Source organism: Piscinibacter sp. HJYY11 (assembly GCF_016735515.1).
In the GTDB taxonomy this organism is placed as follows: Bacteria; Pseudomonadota; Gammaproteobacteria; order Burkholderiales; family Burkholderiaceae_C; genus Rhizobacter.
The window spans coordinates 3,862,757-3,884,376 of the sequence record NZ_JAERQZ010000001.1; the positions used below are offsets into that span (position 1 = coordinate 3,862,757).

A 21,620-nucleotide genomic window follows, 5' to 3' on the forward strand; every position below is an offset into this window, starting at 1 on the left:
AGCTCGACAGCAAGTTGTACGAGATGGGGAGCTCGCTATGGTCGCGCCAGGCGTGCCCAGGTGTTGCTGGAGTCGAAGTACGCGGGTGAGCCGAACGCCTGTCCGAAGTGAGTAGTAGAAATTCCTCCGCATGCGGTCACGCAAACGGTGGCCGCGTTTCTCTAGCGAGCCACCATTTCGACTCGGCGATTTTTGGCGCGGCCAGCATCCGTCGCGCCATTTGCCAACGGTGAGACGTCGGCCACCCCGACCGCTGTGAGACGCTGCGACGCAATGCCCTGCTTCTGCAGCGCATCGACGACTGCCTTGGCCCGGTTAGCCGACAGGGTTAGGTTGTGCTCGTAGGACCCCTGGTTGTCCGTGTGACCAACGATGTACACGCGCATCTTTGGATCGGCCTGCAAGGCCTTCGACATCTCTGCCAGCGTGGACTGCGACTCCCGCTTCAAGATGGCCTGGTCTGTATCGAACAGAATGCCGTACAACGCAATGCGACCTTCACTTGCTAGACCCTTGCTGATCGCAGCGGCATCTACCTTGACCTGTTCGTTGGTCATGGGAGCCGCCTCGATGACTTGCATGAAGTATCGAGCACCCATGCCTTGTCCCTGGGTGATGCTGTTCGGTGGTTGCACGGTCAACGTCACGAAGACATCTCCTTGAGGGCGGGGCAACTGCGCCGCGAGATAGCGGACCGGATAGTTCCCGACGTAGTCGACTCGGCTGATTGAGTCATAGCCACCGGCAAAAGTATTTGGCTTATTTGTCCAGATGCCTGCGTGGGCCGACATCGATTCCTTACCGCAGCGCTCCGGCTCGTCACAGGTGTGAAGAACTTTGAAGCCGGCCTTCGTCAGTGCAGCTTGGTAGTTTCTGAATACTTCCAGCTCGCTGCGATCTCCAGGTCCCCAGTAGAAGTAGTTGAACACCTTTCCTTTGGCGATTACGGACTTAGAGGGCACGTAACGTTGCCCGTCTACGTTTCTGTACGCAGCGAGGGGCACCTCCACCTCGTCATATGCGCTACTTCCGTAGTTGATCAGGATCGCCCCTTGAAAGCGTCCGACTACGGGGTGATCGCTGCCCCCAGCCTTGTCCTTAAGAGGCTTTGCGTTGGCGGGTCCCGACAGGACCATGCACGCCGCCAACGCAAAAGCGTAGAACGAATTGAGACTTCCTGCCGTGACGGCGGCAGGGTTCGGCACCGTGTTCATTGCGATCCCTATTGAATGGGCCTCATCCCGAACCCCTCGCGGAAATAGTTGTTCAGAGACCGGCTGTGCCACTCCATCCGCCACTGGCCACGGCGTAGTTGTGTGGCAAGTTCAAAGTATTCTGGAAAGCCGTCATCTGAGGTGACATTCACCCCTCTGCTTTGCAGGTAAGTCTTCAGCGTTCGTTGCTGTGCAGGCCATCCCAACGTCGTTGCCGCGGCTCCTCTGCTGGAGAAGAGTCGGTTGCCGGCAAATGACGACGCCGCGGGATCGCCACTGGCAAGACGCGTGCCCCGCAGCGTGTATGTCGACTCGCTCGCGGAGCCTGACAAAAAGATGTTGTTTTCGATCCGATTGCCGAGCACGCCGTTCCCCGGGTAGTTCGCGCAGCCCGCAGGGGACTCGCCGACGACGCCAAGCTCGATGCCGATGGGTGCAGCGCTTCCCGAGTCGAACACGTTGTCGTGGACATGGTTGTCTCGTGTCGCATAGCGATAGGTGTGCGCGTAGCAGGTCCAGCTAAGCGGCGACAATTGCAGGGCGTACTCGGATGCGGAGTGTTGGGCGCCCGTTACCACATTGCGGGCGACTTCAACGCGGTGAGCACCGCTGGTCAAGCTGAACCCCCAGCCAGGTTGGCCGCGATTGTCCTGAGTGCCCCGACCGACGAAGCGTTGCAGAACGTTGTCCGTGATCGCGCCAGTCGCGCCCTCGCTTTCTGGGTAGCCGCCATGGGCACCCATCGCGACATAACCCTGATAGAAGAAGTTTCGTTCGACGCGCATTCCAGGGCGAAACTGATCACCGCTCGTGCCCATCATCGACACTGAGTCGAATAGGCCGGAAGTTGTTGTATCGGTCTCTCCGTGCACGTACAGGTTGCGGTTGTAGATGTTCCATACTTGACTCCCTGACGGCGGCCACGTCATCAATGCCGGGTCGCCGCGGAAGCCGTTTCTCAGCAAGATGGACTCTTCTATGCGCAACCGACCTTGTCGTGCGCCTTCGTAGTACAGCCCTTGCACATGCTCTCGGCCCTCCGGAGAGAACGCATCCGTGAGAAGCACACGGCGAAACGTGAACTGGCCGGCATTGCCACCACCGATGTTCACCGAGGTAGCGTCCAACCACAGGTCCTCAAACAATATGTCGATGGATGCGGTGGTTTGATACAGCATCGTCACCCCGCCGAAGTTGCTCCCGGACGAGCGATCGTGCCCGTCGAAATGCAGCGACAGATACGCTACATGGCGCAACGGGGATGTAGGCCGCGCGATCGCTGTCACGAACCCTAGCATCGGGTGCACGAAGCGAGGTCGTGCGCGACACAGATCGCCATACGCACCAACAATCTGTCGTTCGGAGGCTGAACGCCCACCAGGCACGCTGAGGCTGCTGTTGACTGTGGTGGCACCTGGATTCGCTTCACGCTCAAAAGAAAGCAGATCCTGCGTCAGGTCGAATGTCCTTCCTCGCGCGAAGAGCCACCAGTCTGGAAACCCTGCACGGGTGCCGCCGTTTGGGCTTCCAACGAAACCACGTTGCCCGACGTCGGCACCATTCGCGCGCGGTCCTACGTAAGCCCAACGGCGGAACGGCTTCACCGCACTGCTGGGGTTCATGGGGTCCGTGCCATAGGCACGCCCTGTCCGGTCCGTGCTGCTTCCACGAGCGTCGATGATCTGCTGACCATCCCAGAAATAGATCTCGCCGGTCTGGTCTGACCCGGCGGTGGAATCGATGTAGTGCAGGCGGCTACCAGGTTGGTCGATGCGCGTCAGCGTTCCAGACTGATCGGCTGCGGACGGCCGCGGTGTCGTCCAACCGGGCTCTTGTGTGCAGACGTTGGTTGATGTCTGCGGTGCAGAGCTTGCTGGCGACGATGACTCATCCTCTCCGCAACTTGTCAGTGTGAAGGCGGCAACCAGCGCCGCGGTCATCGCCAAGTGACGACTTGCCAACATGAAACCTCCTTGATTCTTATGTTCCCGTTCGAGTCAGCGCTTGCGCTCAGCGTCGAATCGGTCGAGCCAGTGCCTCTCTCCAAAGGACAAGCGCATCGCGCGCAGCGCCCGCCTCATCGTATAGGCCGGTATCGCGCCACAGCAGCGACAGCTGATCGCGACCGAGTGCGCCTTCCCAAAGTGCGTCGTAGTCACGCACGGAGTACCAAATGACGTAGCGGAGCTGATGCCGCTGCGCTGCGTCCAACATCAGGCCAACGTATTGCTGTTGCTTAGTGGGACTGCCATGCCAAGTCAACGTAGTGCCGTTGACCGACATGCTCCAGACTTGCGCTGGATAGCTCGTTTCTGAGATGGCCTTCGGCTTGCCTCGAAGAGTTGGTGGCAGCCGGTTGAACAGGGTGTCGAAGTATGAGTTGGGGAGACTGTCCGCCAAAAGGCCACTGATGAACGGATGTACCGAGAACGCCGCTTGGTCGGTGCACGGTGCTAGGTCGTCCAACGCCGCCTGTTGGTCTGCCAGGTTGTATTCGGCTGAGTACTCCGGGAACAGCGCGGGAGCCAGGATGGACACCGTGACGGTGAGTGACGGGCGAGCCATCTTGATGGCGTTGTAGGTGCTGCAATGCAGCTCTACGTACTGATTCCACAGTGTCGGCTGTTTCCGACGCAGCTCATTGACCTCGATTCCTATCTGGAGCACGTCAGGAGCAAGCGCGTCGGCGACCCGCAACGCGAAGTTGCGATAGGCCGCCAATACGTCTGGGTGATTGAAGGCATAGCTGCTCCAAGGTGCGGGCAAGGCAGCGTTGATAACGTTTTGCGTTCGCAGGTCCGCCAAACCGTCCCGCCCCAGATTCAGTGGATTGATCTGCACCAGGATTCGTTGGCCATTGGCACGGTTTCTCCGGTCAACGAGCATCTGTGCGAAGGATGCTGGAAACGGAGCGCCCGTGAGCGCTTCTGGCCATGGGACACCCTCTTCCAAGTGTTGTGAAATGATGTCTCCATCTGAACGAATCGCCCCCCAAGTCCAGTCCACCGCGCTTTGCGTGGAGTCATAGGGCCATGGGCTAAAACCCAAGTAGCTCTGGCGTGCGGCAGCGGGTGGTGACTTGTCGCTGCTGCTTCCGCCACAGGCGCTTAGAAGAACAATCAGAGACACCAGAAATGGAACGAGAGGCCGCATCTGTTTTGCCTTGAGGATGCACTGAAGGCGAGAATACATTGGAACGTGCCAATTTCGGCACCGCTTAGGCCGCTGTGTGGGCCGTCTGTCGGGTCAACGATGCCAAACGGGCCATTGCTGCGCGCGGCGCTGGCGACGAAGGGCTCGCTGAATGCGCGCCGTCTCACGGCGAACGTGCTGAGGGCCGCCTAAGTTGTGTTCGCAACTGGCTTCGAGTCGCCTCTGGGCGGACAGGCCGATCGACTCACCCGATGCTGCCTTCGACGAAGGCAGCAATATTGCATTCTTTCGAGCGTGTACGCGGACGACGTGGAAGCATCAGGAAACGCAGGCGACGCTTTCTCGATCAGTCTGAGATTCGCACTCCTCAGGCGCGGGCGCAATGCTGACGCGGTTGCGCCCGTCACGCTTGGACTTATACAACTGAGCGTCTGCTTCTCTGATTAGTGCGGCGACACTGGTTCGCGCCGGATTCGTGGCCACTGCGGCACCCACGCTCACGGTGACTACCGGCGAATCGGGACCGGCCGATTCGATACCGGCACGCTCGATCATGCCGCGGATGCGTTCTGCTACGGCCGTCGCGCCTTCGAGGTTGCACGAAGGGAGTATCACCGCGAACTCCTCCCCGCCATAGCGGGCTACGACGTCGGATGGACGCAAGCCAGCGGCTCGCACTGCCAACACGACCTTCTTGAGACATTCGTCTCCTGCCTGATGACCAAACTTGTCGTTGTACTTTTTGAAGTGATCGACATCGAGCATGAGAAGCGCCATTTGGGCGCTCTCGGTGACCCCTGTTTTGGCTGCCAGCCGCGCCGCGCGTCCGTGTTCCAGGTTGATCACATAGTCAAACTGCCGGCGATTCGCTGCGCCAGTCAGCGCATCCTCTGTCGACAGCTTTTCCAGGCGGTGATGCATCTCAGCGATACGGTCTGCCATGTTGCCTAGTGCGGAGATGAGCGCGCCCGCTTCGTCGTGGGACGATAGCGGCTTGTTCGCATCAAGGTGTCCCTCGCCGAGCTCATTGGCGTACTGGACTGCTTGGCGCAGAGGTCGGGTGATGCTACGGGTCAGCACCACTGCAATGGCCAGTGCGATGAGTACGGCCGCGGCCGAGATTGCCATGATCGCGAGGTCTGTCTTGCGCGCGGCACTGTCGAGGGCCTCTACGCGCGCCTGCAATGCGTGCGATCGAGACAGCAACAACTGGTCTAGCGTGCGGAGGGACTCCACGTTCGCGGGTGAAACCTGCCGGCCGAGGGCTTCCATCGCCTTAACGGGGTTGAATGCTTCAACGTTCGCACTTGCCTCAGCCAGACCCGGCACGACGGATCTCTGCAGCTCACGCAGGTCGGTGACAAAAGGGCTGCTCGGCCCAAGCATTTTTGGATCTGCGAGATGCTGCAATTGCTCCTGGTACGACGCATGAGCGCTCTTGAGCGCAGCAATCGTGCTCTTTGATTCGTCGAAGCTTGTGACGCCTGCCATGGTTCGCGATAGCGCCTCCTGTTGCAGCAGATCTTGTCGCATCTGCGCTACCGTGAACTGCAATGCGTTCGATTCGTCGATGAGTTCAGCAAGCTTTGCACGTGGCTCGCGCGATCCGGTAATCGCCAGGGCAGCGACGCCGATCATCAGGGAGACGATGCTCAAGATGGACAACCCCTGACGGTATCCGATCGGAATGTCGCGCAGCGAGAACGTCATAGCGGGCGGTCTTCTAAGCAACCGTCGAGCGTCAGCGACGTTCGTTAACGGCGCGCTGGCGTCCGACTTGGTCGGGTCTAGCTGCTGGTTTATCGGTTGCGAAGGGGCGCCGCTTAATGGGGGTCTTCCTGATACCCCCCGTCAACAATCGCACGAACGACGCCGATTTCAACGTACTCAGCGCGCAATCGCCCGGAGCGATTCAGTTGCTGCGTCCTTGTCGCTCAGGAAACCGGAGAAGTGCCGGTGGATAACATCCGACAGTGCGTCCTTTTGCTCAGTTCCTAGTGCATGCCCAAGCGCCATCGAGCCCAGGAGCGTCTGGCGTTTGGAAGCCTTTGCGATGTCTTGGACCGCGCGTCGACCACATTCCTCGAACGCTGAGCCAGCTATGTCCGAACGCGTCGGCACCGAGCCTTTGGCGACGTTGAACTCGGTCTGGAAAGCCGGACTCATGACAGTCTTCGCGAAGATTTGCTGCCCTTGAACCTTTTCGGCACCCTCCACCTTGAACATTGCGAACGTGTCGAGGTTAAAGGTGACGCTGTCTTCGGTGCCTGGGACCCGAAAGCACCAGAAGTCGCGACCCACTTGCTTGCCGGACACTGTGAATTCCGGCCGAGCCCAGTCACCCATGATTTGAAAGGCCGCCCTGCCGTTGATCACCATGGCGGTCGCAAGATTCCAGGGCCGATTCGCGCTTTGGTCATCAATGACGTCGCGCAGTTCTGACATGCGGGCATACGCCTGCTCGAGTACCGCGTGCGCATTGCCGGGACGCCGCCCTTCTATGAAGAGTTTTCGGTAGAAGTCAGGCCCACCCGCTCCAAGAAGCGCGCTATCAAAGATCAGTGTGCTCTGCCAAGTCTGACCACCATATGCGAGCCCGACGAAGCCGGCGCTCTGTGCCTTGCGCGCTGCACCTACGAATTCCCTCCACGTGCGAGGCGGTTGTGTGATGCCTACCTTGGCCAGCACGTCCGTGTTGGCCCACACCCAATTTGTTGAGTGAACGTTCGGTGCAACACCGACCCATCGCCCTTGAAATTTCATGTACCTTTGGAAAGGCTTGGGAACGACTTCGCTCCAACGCTCGGCTCGGGCGAGCGCGTCGATGTCATTTAGGGCGTCTCGCTCGCCCCATTCCGCGACCTCGAGCCCGGTGATTTGCACCGCCGTGGGCGCGTTCCTCGCTTTGACCCGCGCCCGTAGAGTCTTCATCGCTGAACTACCGCCGCCCCCAAGTACCGGGCTGTCAACATATTGCACGCCGGAGCGGCGAACATGTTTGCTCAGAATCTCCGCGGCAGCTGCTTCTCCAGGCGATGTCCACCAGTGAAGCAGCTCTGCGCGAGGCTGCGCAAATGCGTTGGGGATCCAAAGTGGCGTGCTCAGCGCGATGACGCAGAGGAATGTCCCAGTGCTTCGACCCCCAATACGCGTGGCCATGCTCATGCCTCCTGGTCGCAAACCGCGCGACCTGTCGACTGTTATCGGCATGCTAGCCGCACACTTTGCGGCCTAGAGGGCTTTTGCGCGTGACAACTGCACGCTGCGAGCAAGATCGCGCCGAGGCGACTCAGGCGGACTGTCGAAGCAACAGCCGCGGCTGCGCTACATAGACTTGGCGCGCAATGCTCGGGTCTGCGATGCGCGCCATCAAGGCTGCGGCCGCGTGCTCGCCGATTTCGGCCGGCCGTACGTCGATGGTGCTCAACGGGGGGTTGGAGTGTGCAGTATCGATCACGTTGTCGAAGCCCAGTAGAGCGAAGTCCCGCCCGGCGCGCATACCCTCATCCCCGAGTGCAGCCAGCGCGCCAAGAGCGGTGATGTCGTTGTAGCAGACCGCGGCGGTGGGACGAGTCCGCATCGCCAGCATTATCTTCATCGCTTCATACCCTCCTGCCCGGTTTGGTGCGGACTCGACGATGAATTTCTCATTCACATTGATGCCAGCTGCGGCGAGCGCCTTGTCATAGCCGCGCAGGCGCTGGTCGTAGACAACGCCAGGCCGCCCGCCTAGGAAACCGATCTTCTTGTGGCCCTTACTGAGCAAGTAGTCGACCGCCATCTTGACGCCCCGCTCGTTGTCGGAACCGGCGTAGTCGTAGCTGCCGCGACCCAGTGAGCGAGCCATCACAAGAAGTGGGATACCCCAGGATTGCACAAGCTCTGGCACCGTCTTCGAGGTGCCCAGCGCGGGGCAAAGGATGATGCCAGCCGTCTTGTGCTCGCGCATCGAGGCGAGAACCTTCTCCTGCCGGCTCAAGCTCTCGTGCGTATTCGCCATGAGAACGATATATCCAGCATCCACAAGCTTGCGCTCAATGCCCACCAGAACTTCCGCAAAGAAGGGGTTCATCAAGTCATTGATCACCACCCCAATCGTGTTGGAACTTTGGCCTCTCAGTTCTGCTGCACGCCTGTTGTAAACGTACCCAAGTTTTTCAACCGCATCACGCACCTTTTGCGCGGTGTTCTCGCGGATGAGGTTGCTGCCTTGCAGGACAAGGGACACCGTCGACTTCGACACCTTGGCCTCTCGTGCCACGTCGAGGATGGTGAGGTTCTTGCCAGCGTCGGCTTCGTGCCGGGCCATAGCGCTTACTTTCGTGTAGTGATGACGGTCAAAGAGCCGCCCAACGTCCATCCAGTTTAAGCGGATCAAGAAAATTCCTCGCGCTTAGCGGAACTGTCTTCCATTTCTGGCCTAGTCGGCATTGCGAATTTCTTCGCACTGGTGCGTCGCAACATTGCCTACTGGGTGTTTCCCCTAGCCCGAAGTCACAAAAGGACGTGTTTCAATTGGAACGTTCCAAAAAAGGAAAGCAGTTTGATGTCTCCGATCAGTCAAGGCATGAAGTGGGGCCTCATCGGCGCCAGCAACGTGGCCAGCGAGCACATGGTCAGTGCCATTCGAGCTCAGCCCGGCCACGAGGTGGTGGCGGTGATGAGCGGCAACGCCAGTCGCGCGCAAGAGTTCGCAAAGGCGAACAGCATCGCAGAGTTTTACGACGACGTGGACCGCCTTCTCGCTCAATCCAAGGTCGATGCGGTGTATGTCAGCAGCACCAACGAGAAGCACTGCGCGCAGGTGATCGCGGCAGCAGCAGCAGGAAAGCACATTCTTTGCGAGAAACCCCTGGCCCTCACGGTCGAAGACGCGATGGCGATGCGCGATGCTTGTGCGCAGGCCGGGGTAGTACTTGGCACCAATCATCACCTGCGCAACGCCGCCACGATTCGCAAGATTCGTGAATTGGTTCGCTCCGGCGCGATCGGGCGCCCGTTGTGCGCGCGCGTCTTCCATGCAGTGCACCTCCCACCGCACTTGCAAGGCTGGCGAGTGGACAAGCCGCAGGCCGGTGGAGGAGTGGTCCTAGACATCACCGTGCATGACGCTGACACCCTGCGGTTCGTGCTGGACGCAGAGCCCGTGGAAGTGGTCGGCATGACCCAGTCCACATCGATGTCCGAGAACGGTGTCGCAGACGGCGTGATGGCGGTGATCCGCTTTGACAACGGCGTCATGGCGCAAATGCACGAAGCATTCACCGTTCGGCACGCTGGTACCGGGATCGAAATACACGGAGAGATCGGGTCAGTGATCGGGCGAAACGTGATGACCCAGCGCCCTGTAGGCGAGGTAGTGATTCGCGACGCGCTCGGCGAGCGCGAGGTGGAAGTGCAGCACGAAAACCTGTATGTGCGAAGCGTCGCCGAGTTCAGCGCTGCGGTCCGAGGTGCCGGACGGCCGGCCGCTACAGCAGAGGATGGTGTCATGTCTCTGGCGGTGGCGGCGGCCGTGGCAGAGGCGAGCCGCAGCGGTTGCACGGTCCGCGTTATGAGCCCATTCAAGTGAGCTGAAGAAGATGAAGATGTCCATCTCCGCCGAACACGCGGCAACCCTTATCAAAGACGGTGACGTCATCACCGTCAGCTCATCTAGCGGCCTCGGATGTCCGGACTCGATTCTCGCTGCGATCGGCGCTCGCTTTGACCGCGAGGGAAGCCCCCGCAATCTCACGAGTCTTCATCCGATCGCAGCCGGCGACATGTACGGCATCAAGGGTGTGGATCACATCGCTAAGCCGGGATTGCTGTCGCGGATCCTTGCAGGCTCGTATCCAAGCGGCCCATCGTCGCTGCCAATGCCGGCGATCTGGCGCATGGTGGTCGAAAACCAGGTTGAGGCGTACAACTTGCCCAGCGGCGTGCTCTATGACGTCCACCGCGAATCAGCAGCGCGCCGTCCAGGCGTGCTGACCCAGGTCGGACTTGGTACCTTTGTCGACCCAGATCTGCAGGGTGGCGCAATGAACGCCGCTGCCGCCGAGAAGCCGTATGTCCGCAAGGAAACCTTCGACGGGCAGCAGTGGCTCTACTTCCCGTCTATTGCGCCAGATGTCGCCATCATCCGGGCCACCACGGCAGATGAGCATGGAAACCTAACTTTCGAGCACGAGGGCGCAATTCTCGGTGTGCTGGAGCAGGCACTCGCTGCTCGCAACAACGGCGGCATCGTCATCGCGCAGGTGAAACGCCAAGTCGCCGCAGGAACGATGCGGCCCCACGACGTGCGAGTGCCAGGCAATCTCGTCGACTATGTGGTGGTTGACCCTAGCCAGTGGCAAACGACGCAAACCAGCTACGACCCGGCAATCAGCGGCGAGATCTTCCAGCCACTGTCTACTTTTGAACTGCAAGCGTGGGGCGCAGAGAAGGTCATCGCCCGTCGTGCGGCGATGGAATTGGCAGCCGGCCAAGCGGTCAACCTCGGCTTCGGCATCTCTGCGAACGTGCCTCGCATCCTCCTTGAAGAAGGCTTGCACGGCGAGGTCACGTGGGTCATCGAGCAGGGCGCCGTCGGCGGCATGCCTTTGCTCGGATTTGCATTCGGCTGCGCCTCAAACGCAGACTGCATCGTGCCATCGCCAAGCCAGTTCACGTACTTCCAGGGCGGCGGTTTCGATGTGACGTTGCTGTCGTTCCTGCAGGTCGGGCAGGACGGCAGCGTCAATGTGTCAAAGCTGGGGGCCAAGCCTTACCTCACGGCCGGGTGCGGTGGCTTCGTCGACATCACGGCGCACGCAAAGCGAATCGTTTTCTCTGGGTTCTTCACGGCTGGGGCGCAGATCGAAATCCGCGACGGACGCCTCTCGATTGTGAAAGAAGGCCGGACTCGCAAGTTTGTGAGTGAAACCGAGCATGTCACCTTCAGCGGCTTGATGGCAAAAACGCGGCATCAGCGTGTCACGTATGTGACTGAAAGGTGTGTCATCGAGCTGGGGGCAGAGGGCCTAGAGGTGGTGGAGGTTGCGCCAGGGGTTGACCTGGAGCGCGACGTTCTCGGCCAGTCGGATGTACCGCTTCGGGTTTCACCAAGCCTGCGGCAGATGGACGAGGCACTTTTTCACGAGCCGCCGATGGGCCTGCAGCTGGCGAGAAGGGAATCACGCCATGGCTGAGACGCTTGTTCGGTATGCCGAGAGCGGTGCCACGGCACTGGTCACCCTCAGCCGGCCTGAAAAGTTGAACGCACTCACGGCAGCGATGCTCGATGAGCTTGAGGTGATCGCACGCAAGCTGGATGTGGATCAGTCCATTCGATCGGTGATCCTTACCGGCAGTGGAGAGAAAGCGTTCTGCGTGGGCGCAGACATCAACCAATGGTCAGAACTCGCGCCGTTGGACATGTGGCGTCGCTGGGTCAAGCGTGGGCACCAGGTGTTCGATCAATGGGCTCGCCTTCGTCAGCCTGTGATCGTCGCCCTCAATGGACACGCATTTGGCGGCGGACTTGAGCTCGCGATAACAGGTGACATTCGCATCAGCTCCGATGCGGCGCAGTACGCGTTGCCGGAGGCATCGATCGCGACTTGTCCGGGATGGTCTGGCACGCAACGTTTGGTGCAACTTGTCGGCGCCAGCCATGGCAAGTACCTGGCCCTCACCGGTCGCCGGATAAAGGCGGGCGATGCCCACGCCACCGGCCTCGTGCATGAAGTTGCGCCGGCGGGTGAAGTGTTCGAGCGAGCGATGGCTTGCGCACGAGAGATGGCGGACAAAGCGCCGATCTCCATTCAGCTGACCAAGCAGCTCCTGAACGCCGCTGCCGGTGAAGCGGTGGGCGCCACTCTCGAAGGCATGGCTGGTGCGTTGGCCGCTCACACCCTCGACGCCGCAGAAGGTGTGAAAAGTTTTCAGGAAAAGCGGGCGCCGCAGTACCAGGGACGTTAAGCCGGCCACCAACAGAAACGATATCAATCTATGACGACACAAGCTTCCCAAGTCGATCCGAACTTCAAACCTTTCCACGGTCGCCTGCTGATCAACGGAGACTGGTGTGGCGCTGAAAAGGGCGGCACCATTGAGCGACGCTCGCCCGCACACAACTATGTGGTGGGCGTGTACGCGGAAGCTACGGAGTCGGACGCAGAGCGTGCCGTGAAGGCGGCGCGCGTCGCCTTCGACAGCGGGCCGTGGCCCCACATGAGTGGCAGCGAACGCAGCCGAATTCTTCGCGCCGTGGCCGACGGCATCCTGTCGCGAAAGGACGAGCTGGCACGTCTTGAGACCCTTGAGAACGGCAAGCCTCTAGCGCAGTCCCTTGCGGAAATTGAGGGCGCGGCCGACTTGTGGCACTACGCCGCCACGTTGGCTCGGAATCTTCACGGAGACAGCTACAACACGCTGGGCGCAGACACACTGGGGGTGGTGCTGCGCGATCCCATCGGAGTCGTGAGCATCATCACGCCTTGGAACTTTCCGTTCCTGATCGTTAGCCAAAAACTGCCGTTCGCGCTGGCAGCGGGCTGCACAACCGTCGTCAAGCCCGCTGAAGTGACCTCTGGCACCACGGTGCTTCTGGGTGAGATCCTCATCGCCGCGGGCCTGCCGCCCGGGGTCGTCAACATCTTGACGGGGCCCGGCCGTGTCGTTGGAGAGGTTCTGGTCACGCACCCGGACGTCGACATGCTGTCATTCACGGGATCCACGCTCGTCGGCAAGCAGGCCGTTGCTAAGTCTGCGCAGACCCTGAAGAAGGTCTCGATGGAACTGGGGGGCAAGAACCCGCAGGTCATCTTCGACGACTGCGACTGGGAAGCAGCAGTCGACGCCGTTGTTTATGGCATCTTCTTCAACGCCGGCCAGTGCTGCAACAGCGGTAGCCGCATCCTGGTGCAGGACACCATCGCAGACAAGTTCGCGGCGGCCGTCGTCAACAAGGCCAAGCAGGTCCACCTTGGTGACCCGCTGCTGCCAGGCACGCAGGTCGGCGCCATCACCACCGAGAAGCAGTTCGAAACCATCCTGGCCTACATCGAAGGGGCCAAGCGCGCGGGGGCGACGATCGCCCTCGGCGGTGCCCGTGTGAGCCGCGCTGGTTACTTCATCGAGCCGACCGTCATCACCAATGTGACGCCCAACATGGCCATTGCATCCGAAGAAGTCTTCGGCCCGGTGCTGTCCGTGTTGACCTTCAAGACGGTCGACGATGCCGTCGCCTTGGCCAACTCCACGCTCTATGGTCTATCGGCCGCGGTGTGGAGCAGCAACTTCAGCACCTGCCTGACGGCCGCTCGACGCATCCGCGCCGGCACGGTCTGGATCAACACGTTTCTCGAGGGACACGCGGAGCTGCCTTTCGGTGGCTATCGGGAGAGCGGCCTCGGCCGCGAGTTGGGGCGTTTTGCGACAGAGGACTACACCGAGAGCAAAACATTGCAAATGCACCTTGGGGCCCGGACAAATTGGTACTTGCCCAAGCCCTGAAGTCGTAGACATAACCATTTAGCAACGGAGACTTGTATGAAGATTCAGACCCTGGCCTTTGCGGCTGCTGCATTTATCTCTTCAGCCGCTTTGGCTCAACAGAACGTGGAGGTCTTGCACTGGTGGACTTCCGGTGGCGAAGCGGCCGCGCTGAACGTGCTCAAGAGCAACCTTGAGAAGCAAGGCGTGAAATGGAACGACATGCCGGTCGCCGGTGGCGGCGGCGAGGCCGCAATGACAGCTGTGCGTGCGCGTGTGACCTCGGGCAACCCTCCCACTGCGGTGCAGATGCTGGGCTTCGATATCACCGACTGGGCCAAGCAGAACGTGCTCGCGGACCTGAACGAGTTGGCAGCCAAGGAGGGTTGGGACAAGAGCGTTCCGAAGGCGCTGCAGCAGTTCTCCAAGCACAACGGCAAGTGGGTGGCGGCACCGGTCAACGTGCATTCCACCAACTGGGTGTGGGCCAACAAAGAGGTGCTGACAAAGGCCGGCGTCACAACCGAGCCGAGGACGTGGGACGAGTTCATCGCCGCAGCCGAAAAGGTCCAGAAGGCGGGCTTTGTGGCGCTGGCCCATGGCGGCCAACCTTGGCAGGAGGCGACCGTGTTCGACGGTGTTGTGCTGGCGACCGGCGGCGTCGATTACTACCGCAAGGCTTTCATCGAACGTGACCCAGCGACGCTCGCATCTCCGACCACCGAAAAGGTGTTCCAGCGCATGTCGCAGCTCCGCAAACTCGTGGACAAAGATTTTTCGGGACGTGATTGGAACGTTGCCTCCGGCATGGTCATCAGCGGGAAAGCTGGCTTCCAGATCATGGGTGACTGGGCCAAGGGCGAGTTCATCAACGCGAAGAAGGTGCCTGGCAAGGACTTCCTGTGCTTCCGCATTCCCGGGACGCAGGGTTCCGTCACCTTCAACTCGGACCAATTCGTGATGTACAAGGTTGGCGCCGACAAGGCTGCTGCGCAGACGAAGCTTGCCGGTGCCATTCTTGATCCGGCATTCCAGTCAGCGTTCAACGTGGTGAAGGGATCTGCCCCGGCGCGCACCGATGTGTCCGATGCGGCATTTGACGCGTGTGGCAAGAAGGCCATCAAGGACTTGGCAGAGGCCAACTCGAAGAACACCCTTGTGGGCTCCATCGCCCACGGCCATGCCGCACCGGCCTCGGTGAAGAGCGCCTTCTATGACGTCATCACGCGCCACTTCAACGGCCAGCTCGATGACAAAAAGGCAGCAGCAGCGCTCGTGGCCGCGGCCAAAAGCTGATCGCAACAGAGGCGGTTCGGGAGCAGCCGCCTCTTCTCAAAGAACCAGCTACTTGCATGTAGCAGACGGAGATACAGCATGAAGAAATCAATTGCGATGTTGACCGCAGCCATGGCCATCGCGTTTCCGGCGGCCGCACAGAAGAACGTGGAAGTGCTGCACTTCTGGACGTCGGGCGGAGAGGCTGCTGCACTGGGCGTTCTGAAGTCCAACCTCGAGAAGCAAGGCATCAAGTGGAACGACATGCCTGTTGCCGGCGGTGGCGGTGAGCAGGCGATGACCGCACTACGCGCTCGCGTGACATCCGGTAACCCGCCGTCGGCCGTGCTGCTGATGGGTTATGACCTGGTCGATTGGGCTAACCAAGGCGTTCTTGCCGACCTTAACCCGCTCGCGGCGAAAGAAGGCTGGGACAAGGTTGTGCCGGCAGCTGTGCAACGCTTCACCAAGCAAAACGGCAAGTGGATTGCCGCGCCCCTTGCCGTTCACTCGATCAACTGGGTGTGGGCCAACAAGGCAGTGCTTGAAAAGGCTGGTGTCACGGCCGAACCCAAGACGTGGGACGAGTTCATCGCAGCTGCTGAGAAGGTTCAGAAGGCCGGTTTCATCGCCCTGGCGCATGGCGGTCAGCCCTGGCAAGAAGCCACCGTTTTCGACAGTGTGGTGCTCGCCACCGGCGGCGCGGAGTTTTACCGCAAAGCGTTCGTCGAGCTGGATTCCAAAGCGCTGAGCTCGCCAACGATGCTGAAGGTGTTCCAGCGCATGGGGCAGTTGCGCAAGCTGGTCGACAAGGACTTCTCCGGCCGTGACTGGAACGTCGCGTCTGGCATGGTCATCACCGGCAAGGCCGGCTTCCAAATCATGGGCGACTGGGCCAAGGGCGAATTCTCTAACGCGCAGAAAACCCCTGGCAAGGACTACACCTGCTTCCCGGTGCCGGGCACGCAAGGCAGTGTGGTGTTCCTGTCGAACCAGTTCGCAATGTTCAAGGTGGGCGCCGACAAGGCGGACGCGCAAACCAAGATGGCATCGGCCAGCCTCGACCCCGCGGTGCAGTCGGCGTTCAACGTGCTCAAGGGTGCCGTGCCGGCTCGCACAGACGTGTCCGATGCCGCCTTCGACATCTGCGGCAAGCGCGCGATGAAGGAACTGGCGCAGTCGAACAAGGCCAACACCCTCGTTGGCTCGATCGCACACGGCCACGCGTCGCCCACCGCAGTGAAGAACGCGTTCTACGACGTCATCACCCGCCACTTCAACGGCCAACTGGATGACGCCAAGGCGGTTGCCGCCATGGTGTCTGCATCGAAGAGTTGATGATGCGTGCCCACCTGTTAGCTCGGTTGCTGATCTCGCCAAGTGCTTTGCTGATCTTGGTGTGCGTCTACGGCTACATCGCGTTCACGTTCTATTTGTCGTTCACTCCGTCGACGCTGCTGCCGCAATACGAGTTGACAGGTGGGGCGAGCTACAAGCGACTGGTCGGCCTTGAAAACTGGTCTGTCGCTTTGTCCAACCTCTGGGTCTTCGCAAGTCTGTATATCGGCTTTGCCTTGGTCCTTGGGTTGGGCCTCGCCATCTTGATCGATCAGAAGATTCGCGCCGAGAGCGCGTTCAGGTCGATCTTCCTCTACCCAATGGCTCTGTCTTTCATCGTCACGGGTACGGCGTGGAAATGGTTGCTCGATCCGGGTGTCGGCCTCGAGCGAAGCGTGCACATGTTCGGCTGGACGAGCTTCTCCTTCAGCTGGATCAAGGACAGCGAGCTAGCGATCTATTGCGTTGTCATTGCGGCGGTCTGGCAGACCTCCGGCTTCGTGATGGCAATGTTCCTCGCAGGTCTGCGCGGAGTCGACTCGGAGCAGGTCAATGCAGCACGTGTCGATGGCGCAAAGACTTGGCAGATCTACCTGCGAATCATCATCCCGCAGCTCGGGCCTGTGTTCGTCTCGGCCTTCGTGATCCTGTGCCACATGGCGGTGAAGTCGTACGACCTCGTGATCGCCTTGACCAATGGCGGGCCGGGGCGCTCAACCTGGCTCCCCTCTGTCTTCATGTACCAGTACACCTTCACACGAAACGAGATGGCCGTGGGTGCGGCCAGCGCGGTTCTGATGTTGATTGCCATCGGTGTGGTGGTGCTTCCCTATCTCTACAACGAAATGAACAAGGCGAAACATGGCTAGCCCAAATGCCGCCGCACGCCGCGCCGGCGGTCCGCCGGTGCCTTTCGGGGTCGCACGCCTAGCCCTTTACGCAGCGCTGCTCGTGCTGGCGCTGACGTTCCTCATGCCGGTGTACGTCATGGTGGTGAACTCGCTCAAGCCACTCGACGAGATCCGATCGGGCAACCTGCTGGCGCTGCCCATTAGCTGGACCATCGATCCGTGGCTCATGGCCTGGAGCACGGCACAGATCGGGGTGCAACCAACTGGCCTCAAGCCGTACTTCATCAACTCGTTCCTGCTGGTGATTCCGTCGGTTGTGCTGTCCACCCTGATTGGCGCGCTCAACGGCTACATCCTGACGCAGTACCGCTTTCGTGGCGATCACCTGCTGTTCGCGGCGATGCTGTTCTCAGTGTTCATCCCGTATCAGATCGTGCTGATTCCGATGGCCAAAACGCTCGGGCTCCTCGGCCTTGCTGGAACGGTCAAGGGCCTGGTGTTCGTCAACGTGGTGTATGGCATCGGGTTCACCACGCTGTTCTTCCGCAACTACTACGCCGCGTTCCCCGGCGAGCTGGTGCGCTCGGCGCGTATGGACGGCGCGGGCTTCTTTGGAATTCTGTGGCGCATCCTGCTGCCCAACAGCTCTCCCATCATCGTCGTCACCGTGATCTGGCAGTTCACCAACATCTGGAACGAGTTCCTGTTTGGTGCGTCCTTCAGCGACTACAGCTCGTATCCGCTCACCGTGGCGCTCAACAACCTGGTCAACAGCAGCACCGGGGTAAAGGAATACAACGTTCATTTTGCGGGCGCCTTCATCGCCGCATTGCCGACGTTGATCGTCTATCTGCTATCGGGCAAGTACTTTGTGCGCGGCCTCATGGCGGGCTCCGTCAAAGGTTAACGAGTACTCATCATGGCTTCTCTCCTTCTTCGCAACGTCCAAAAGAGCTTCGGGCCGGTCCAGATCCTCCACGACATCTCGATTCGCCTGGAAGACGGCGAGTTCTTGGTGCTGGTAGGGCCGTCCGGCTGTGGCAAGAGCACGCTGATGAACATCATCGCGGGACTTGAGGACCCCACGGAAGGTTCCCTCCACCTGCACGGACGCGACATCACAGAAGTTTCCCCCGCAGAGCGAAACATCTCCATGGTGTTTCAGTCGTACGCGCTGTACCCGAACATGACGGTGGCCAAGAACATCGAGTTCCCACTTGAAATGCGCAAGGTGGAGAAGGCGACCCGCAAAGAGCGGGTCCAGTCGGTGGCCAAGCTTCTGCAGATCGAGCATCTGCTCGAGCGCAAGCCGAAGCAGTTGTCTGGCGGTCAGCGTCAGCGCGTGGCGATCGGCCGCGCGCTTGCACGAGAGCCTGAGTTGTACCTCTTCGATGAGCCGCTTTCGAACCTCGATGCCCAACTACGGGTGGACATGCGCACCGAGATCAAGAAACTGCACCAGCGCCTGAAAGCCACGATCGTCTATGTCACGCACGATCAGATCGAGGCCATGACGCTGGCTACTCGTATCGCTGTGATGAAGGGTGGTGTGCTGCAGCAACTCGGCACTCCATACGAGGTTTACAACAAGCCGGCCAACACTTTCGTCGCTGGATTCATGGGGTCCCCCCGCATGAACCTGCTCAAGATGCAGATGACGGTCGTCAATGGCGCCGTCAGTCTCTGCCTGGCTGGCAGCAATGGCTGCGGATTGACCATTGACCTGCAGCCTGGACAGAGCCCGGCCGCTTACTACCAGTACGACGGATTGACCGTGATTGCGGGTATCCGAGCCGAAGCGATTTCTCTGGCAGGTCCGGATCGGCCTCTGACATCGACGCAGTGCCGTTTCAGGGCCAGGGTGGAAGTGGTGGAGCCGACTGGCGCGGACACGTTGGTGACGCTGTCCATCGGAGACCAGGAGATTACCGCGCGGCTCGAGCCGGAGGTTCGCTTGGAAGCAGGACGCGCCGCGGAGTTCGTGCTCGAACTGGCCAAGCTCGTGTGCTTCGATTCGAAGACCGAGGCACTGATCGGCTGACGGCCATGCTCGAGGAAGACTACGACGTCGTCATCATCGGGTCCGGCGTGGGCGGCGGCGCAGTGGCTCAGCAACTGGCCGGCACAACGCTCAAGGTCCTCGTCCTGGAGCGCGGACCCATGCTGCCGCGAGAGAGTCAGAACTGGGACCCTGAGTCTGTGTTCTGCGATCGACGCTATCACACTGAGGAGACGTGGTACGCCGACGGGCGGGCGTTCAATCCTGGCATGTTTTATTTCGTGGGCGGTCACACGAAGTTCTTCGGCACTGCCATGTTCCGCTTTCGCGAGCGTGACTTCGAGGCCACCGAACTGGAGGAGGGAACGTCTCCAGCCTGGCCCATCCGCTACGCGGACCTGGAGCTTTGGTACGCACAGGCTGAGCGCCTGTTTGGGGTCCGCGGTCAGAGTGGCTTGGACCCGACTGAACCCCCTCGAAGCGGTGCCTACGCCCATGGCCCTATCCCACACGAACCCGTGATCGAGGACATCGAGTCGCGCTTGCGCGCTCAAGGCCTTCAGCCGTTTCCGATGCCGAGCGCCGTGGATTTCGGTCCTCTGGGAACTTGTCGGCGTTGCGAGAACTGCGATGCGTTTCCGTGCATGGTCGACGCGAAGGGCGATGCTGAGATCAAGCTTCTGCGCCCAGCCCTTCGGCCCGGCAATGTCAAGCTCTGTCACAGCGCCAAGGTAGAGAGGCTCGTCACCGATTGGAGCGGCAGACGGGTCATCAGCGCCTCGGTGCTGCACGAGGGGAAGCTCTTCAACGTCCGCGCACGGACCTTCGTACTGAGTGCCGGTGCCATCAACAGCGCTGCGCTGCTGCTGCGTTCAGGCGGCGCAAAGTTCCCGCGCGGTCTGGCGAACAGCAGTGACGTTGTGGGGCGGCACTATATGACGCATAACACGACTGCCCTGATGGCAATCCACCCTACCAGAAAGAACACGACGCGCTTTCCCAAAACGTTGGCTGTGCACGACTTCTACTGGGGCACTCCGCAAAGCCCTGAGCCGCTGGGCAGCCTGCAGCTATTGGGCAAGATTCGCGAGCCGATGTTGAGAGGTGCATTGCGAGGTGTGCCGAAGCCCGTCCTCAGTGCCATCGCAGACAGGAGCGTCGACTGGTACGCCCAGAGCGAAGACTTGCCGCATCCGGACAGCCGCGTGAGCCTCACGTCGTCTGGCGCGATCAACTTGCACTGGCACCGTACGAACTTGGGTACTCACCACAGGTGGGTACGCAAGTGCAAGCAGATTCTGCAGCGCGCCGGCTTTCCGATCGTGTTGGCCAAGTCATTCGGGACCGACGTGGTGTCCCACCAATGTGGCACCGTGCGTTTTGGCGACGATCCCAAAACCTCGGCTCTCGACCCTATGTGCAAGGCTTGGGACCACGACAACCTGTATGTGGTCGACGGCAGCTTTTTCCCGTCCTCGGCCGCGGTGAACCCGGCGTTGACCATCGCCGCGCAGGCCTTGCGTGTTGGCCACCACCTGCGAACGAAGGTGCTCCAATGACTCAGTCCCGACCGCTGGCGCTGGTCACGGGTGCCCGTCGCGGCATTGGCGCCCGTATTGCTGTTGAGCTCGCACGGCTCGGGTACGACCTGGCACTGACCGATGTGGCCGCCGAAGGCGCACAAGAGGTCATTGAGGAGGTGAAATCACTTGGTGGGGAGGCCCACCTTTTCACGTCCGACTTGGCGGAGGTGGAGAGCCGTGTCGCCCTGATTGAATCCGTGGTGCAGTGGCGCGGGCCCATTGCCACATTGGTCAACAACGCCGGCATCGGGTCACCGCGCCGAGGCGACCTGCTGGATGTGACGCCTGACGGCTGGGACCGCGTGCTTGACGTCAATCTCCGTGGCACCTTTTTTCTCTCGCAAGCGGTCGCGCAACACATGCTCGCTTCAGACTGCAAACACGTCCGCAGCATCGTGACGGTGTCCTCAGTCAGTGCCGAAATGGCTTCCATCGAGCGCTCGGAATACTGCGTCTCTAAGGCCGGCCTTGGCATGGTCACCAAGCTGCTCTCGCTGAGGCTCGCGCCGCACGGCATCGGCGTCTTTGAAATCCGCCCCGGCGTGATCCGGACGCCTCTCACCGAAGCCGTGGCGACCCGCTACGACCAGCGCATCGCCGACGGGCTGGTCCCCATGGGGCGCTGGGGGGAAGCCGATGACGTGGCGCGAGCCGTGGGGATGCTCGTCGCCGGCGACATGGCGTTTGCAACCGGCAGCGTCGTGAATGTGGATGGTGCCTTGTCGGTGCCGAGATTCTGAAC

The 21,620-nt window shown here is 60.6% G+C and carries 17 protein-coding genes; 11 read left to right on the top strand and 6 right to left on the bottom strand.

Translation table 11 applies throughout. The features are described from left to right. Positions 1-161: 161 nt before the first annotated feature. From JI745_RS17970 to JI745_RS17995, 6 genes are all read right to left on the bottom strand, one after another. Entirely contained in the window at positions 162-1,214 is a 1,053-nt protein-coding gene (locus tag JI745_RS17970) for an OmpA family protein (RefSeq protein ID WP_201810077.1), read from the bottom strand. Between the two features lie 8 nt (positions 1,215-1,222). After that, positions 1,223-3,178: a hypothetical protein gene (locus tag JI745_RS17975; protein WP_201810079.1), complete on the bottom strand. Its 1,956-nt coding sequence runs from the start codon at positions 3,176-3,178 to the stop codon at positions 1,223-1,225. A 46-nt stretch (positions 3,179-3,224) separates the two neighbouring features. Continuing rightward, on the bottom strand, positions 3,225-4,406 hold the full coding sequence (locus tag JI745_RS17980) for a hypothetical protein (protein ID WP_201810081.1): 1,182 nt from the start codon (positions 4,404-4,406) through the stop codon (positions 3,225-3,227). A 279-nt stretch (positions 4,407-4,685) separates the two neighbouring features. Beyond that, the gene (locus JI745_RS17985; protein ID WP_201810083.1) at positions 4,686-6,077 is read right to left on the bottom strand and encodes a sensor domain-containing diguanylate cyclase; all 1,392 of its coding nucleotides are present in this window, start codon (positions 6,075-6,077) and stop codon (positions 4,686-4,688) included. Positions 6,078-6,254: 177 nt separating this feature from the next. Further along, positions 6,255-7,526, bottom strand: coding sequence for an ABC transporter substrate-binding protein (locus JI745_RS17990; RefSeq protein WP_201810086.1), 1,272 nt, complete (start codon positions 7,524-7,526; stop codon positions 6,255-6,257). 130 nt (positions 7,527-7,656) lie between these two features. Further along, positions 7,657-8,676 (bottom strand): LacI family DNA-binding transcriptional regulator, encoded by a 1,020-nt coding sequence (locus tag JI745_RS17995; RefSeq protein ID WP_201810089.1) that lies wholly within the window; start codon positions 8,674-8,676, stop codon positions 7,657-7,659. 258 nt (positions 8,677-8,934) lie between these two features. Here JI745_RS17995 and JI745_RS18000 point away from each other — a divergent pair, with 258 nt between their 5' ends. The 11 genes from JI745_RS18000 to JI745_RS18050 all read left to right on the top strand — a co-directional run bounded on the left by JI745_RS18000 (position 8,935) and on the right by JI745_RS18050 (position 21,618). Next, entirely contained in the window at positions 8,935-9,939 is a 1,005-nt protein-coding gene (locus tag JI745_RS18000; RefSeq protein WP_201810092.1) for a Gfo/Idh/MocA family protein, read from the top strand. Positions 9,940-9,949: 10 nt separating this feature from the next. After that, positions 9,950-11,545, top strand: coding sequence for an acyl CoA:acetate/3-ketoacid CoA transferase (locus tag JI745_RS18005; protein WP_201810096.1), 1,596 nt, complete (start codon positions 9,950-9,952; stop codon positions 11,543-11,545). Further along, a complete protein-coding gene (locus JI745_RS18010) occupies positions 11,538-12,317 on the top strand; it encodes an enoyl-CoA hydratase/isomerase family protein (RefSeq protein ID WP_201810098.1) in 780 nt (259 codons plus the stop codon). The genes JI745_RS18005 and JI745_RS18010 overlap by 8 nt, the downstream gene beginning before the upstream one ends. A gap of 30 nt (positions 12,318-12,347) precedes the next feature. Further along, the gene (locus tag JI745_RS18015) at positions 12,348-13,853 is read left to right on the top strand and encodes an aldehyde dehydrogenase family protein (protein ID WP_201810100.1); all 1,506 of its coding nucleotides are present in this window, start codon (positions 12,348-12,350) and stop codon (positions 13,851-13,853) included. 36 nt (positions 13,854-13,889) lie between these two features. Next, on the top strand, positions 13,890-15,128 hold the full coding sequence (locus JI745_RS18020) for an ABC transporter substrate-binding protein (RefSeq protein WP_201810102.1): 1,239 nt from the start codon (positions 13,890-13,892) through the stop codon (positions 15,126-15,128). A gap of 78 nt (positions 15,129-15,206) precedes the next feature. Continuing rightward, positions 15,207-16,445 carry an ABC transporter substrate-binding protein gene (locus tag JI745_RS18025; RefSeq protein ID WP_201810104.1) on the top strand — a complete coding sequence of 413 codons (1,239 nt, stop codon included), beginning with the start codon at positions 15,207-15,209 and terminating at the stop codon, positions 16,443-16,445. A gap of 2 nt (positions 16,446-16,447) precedes the next feature. After that, positions 16,448-17,314 (top strand): carbohydrate ABC transporter permease, encoded by an 867-nt coding sequence (locus JI745_RS18030; protein ID WP_201810105.1) that lies wholly within the window; start codon positions 16,448-16,450, stop codon positions 17,312-17,314. Further along, positions 17,307-18,203, top strand: a complete 897-nt coding sequence (locus JI745_RS18035; RefSeq protein WP_201810107.1) for a carbohydrate ABC transporter permease — start codon at positions 17,307-17,309, stop codon at positions 18,201-18,203. Before JI745_RS18030 ends, JI745_RS18035 begins: the two co-directional genes overlap by 8 nt. Positions 18,204-18,215: 12 nt before the next feature. Next, a complete protein-coding gene (locus JI745_RS18040; RefSeq protein ID WP_201810110.1) occupies positions 18,216-19,337 on the top strand; it encodes an ABC transporter ATP-binding protein in 1,122 nt (373 codons plus the stop codon). 5 nt (positions 19,338-19,342) lie between these two features. Next, positions 19,343-20,854: a GMC oxidoreductase gene (locus JI745_RS18045; RefSeq protein ID WP_201810112.1), complete on the top strand. Its 1,512-nt coding sequence runs from the start codon at positions 19,343-19,345 to the stop codon at positions 20,852-20,854. Further along, positions 20,851-21,618 carry a 3-ketoacyl-ACP reductase gene (locus tag JI745_RS18050; protein WP_201810114.1) on the top strand — a complete coding sequence of 256 codons (768 nt, stop codon included), beginning with the start codon at positions 20,851-20,853 and terminating at the stop codon, positions 21,616-21,618. The genes JI745_RS18045 and JI745_RS18050 overlap by 4 nt, the downstream gene beginning before the upstream one ends. The last annotated feature ends 2 nt before the right edge of the window (positions 21,619-21,620 follow it).

Excerpts from the sequence above, each read along its gene's own strand:
- JI745_RS18000 (WP_201810092.1), top strand. The coding sequence starts at position 8,935 with ATGAAGTGGGGCCTCATCGGCGCCAGCAACGTGGCCAGCGAGCACATG.
- JI745_RS18015 (WP_201810100.1), top strand. The coding sequence starts at position 12,348 with ATGACGACACAAGCTTCCCAAGTCGATCCGAACTTCAAACCTTTCCAC.
- JI745_RS17985 (WP_201810083.1), bottom strand. The coding sequence starts at position 6,077 with ATGACGTTCTCGCTGCGCGACATTCCGATCGGATACCGTCAGGGGTTG.
- JI745_RS18025 (WP_201810104.1), top strand. The coding sequence starts at position 15,207 with ATGAAGAAATCAATTGCGATGTTGACCGCAGCCATGGCCATCGCGTTT.
- JI745_RS17970 (WP_201810077.1), bottom strand. The coding sequence starts at position 1,214 with ATGAACACGGTGCCGAACCCTGCCGCCGTCACGGCAGGAAGTCTCAAT.
- JI745_RS17980 (WP_201810081.1), bottom strand. The coding sequence starts at position 4,406 with ATGTATTCTCGCCTTCAGTGCATCCTCAAGGCAAAACAGATGCGGCCT.
- JI745_RS18020 (WP_201810102.1), top strand. The coding sequence starts at position 13,890 with ATGAAGATTCAGACCCTGGCCTTTGCGGCTGCTGCATTTATCTCTTCA.
- JI745_RS18045 (WP_201810112.1), top strand. The coding sequence starts at position 19,343 with ATGCTCGAGGAAGACTACGACGTCGTCATCATCGGGTCCGGCGTGGGC.
- JI745_RS18005 (WP_201810096.1), top strand. The coding sequence starts at position 9,950 with ATGAAGATGTCCATCTCCGCCGAACACGCGGCAACCCTTATCAAAGAC.
- JI745_RS18040 (WP_201810110.1), top strand. The coding sequence starts at position 18,216 with ATGGCTTCTCTCCTTCTTCGCAACGTCCAAAAGAGCTTCGGGCCGGTC.
- JI745_RS17995 (WP_201810089.1), bottom strand. The coding sequence starts at position 8,676 with ATGGCCCGGCACGAAGCCGACGCTGGCAAGAACCTCACCATCCTCGAC.
- JI745_RS18030 (WP_201810105.1), top strand. The coding sequence starts at position 16,448 with ATGCGTGCCCACCTGTTAGCTCGGTTGCTGATCTCGCCAAGTGCTTTG.
- JI745_RS18050 (WP_201810114.1), top strand. The coding sequence starts at position 20,851 with ATGACTCAGTCCCGACCGCTGGCGCTGGTCACGGGTGCCCGTCGCGGC.
- JI745_RS18010 (WP_201810098.1), top strand. The coding sequence starts at position 11,538 with ATGGCTGAGACGCTTGTTCGGTATGCCGAGAGCGGTGCCACGGCACTG.
- JI745_RS17975 (WP_201810079.1), bottom strand. The coding sequence starts at position 3,178 with ATGTTGGCAAGTCGTCACTTGGCGATGACCGCGGCGCTGGTTGCCGCC.
- JI745_RS18035 (WP_201810107.1), top strand. The coding sequence starts at position 17,307 with ATGGCTAGCCCAAATGCCGCCGCACGCCGCGCCGGCGGTCCGCCGGTG.
- JI745_RS17990 (WP_201810086.1), bottom strand. The coding sequence starts at position 7,526 with ATGGCCACGCGTATTGGGGGTCGAAGCACTGGGACATTCCTCTGCGTC.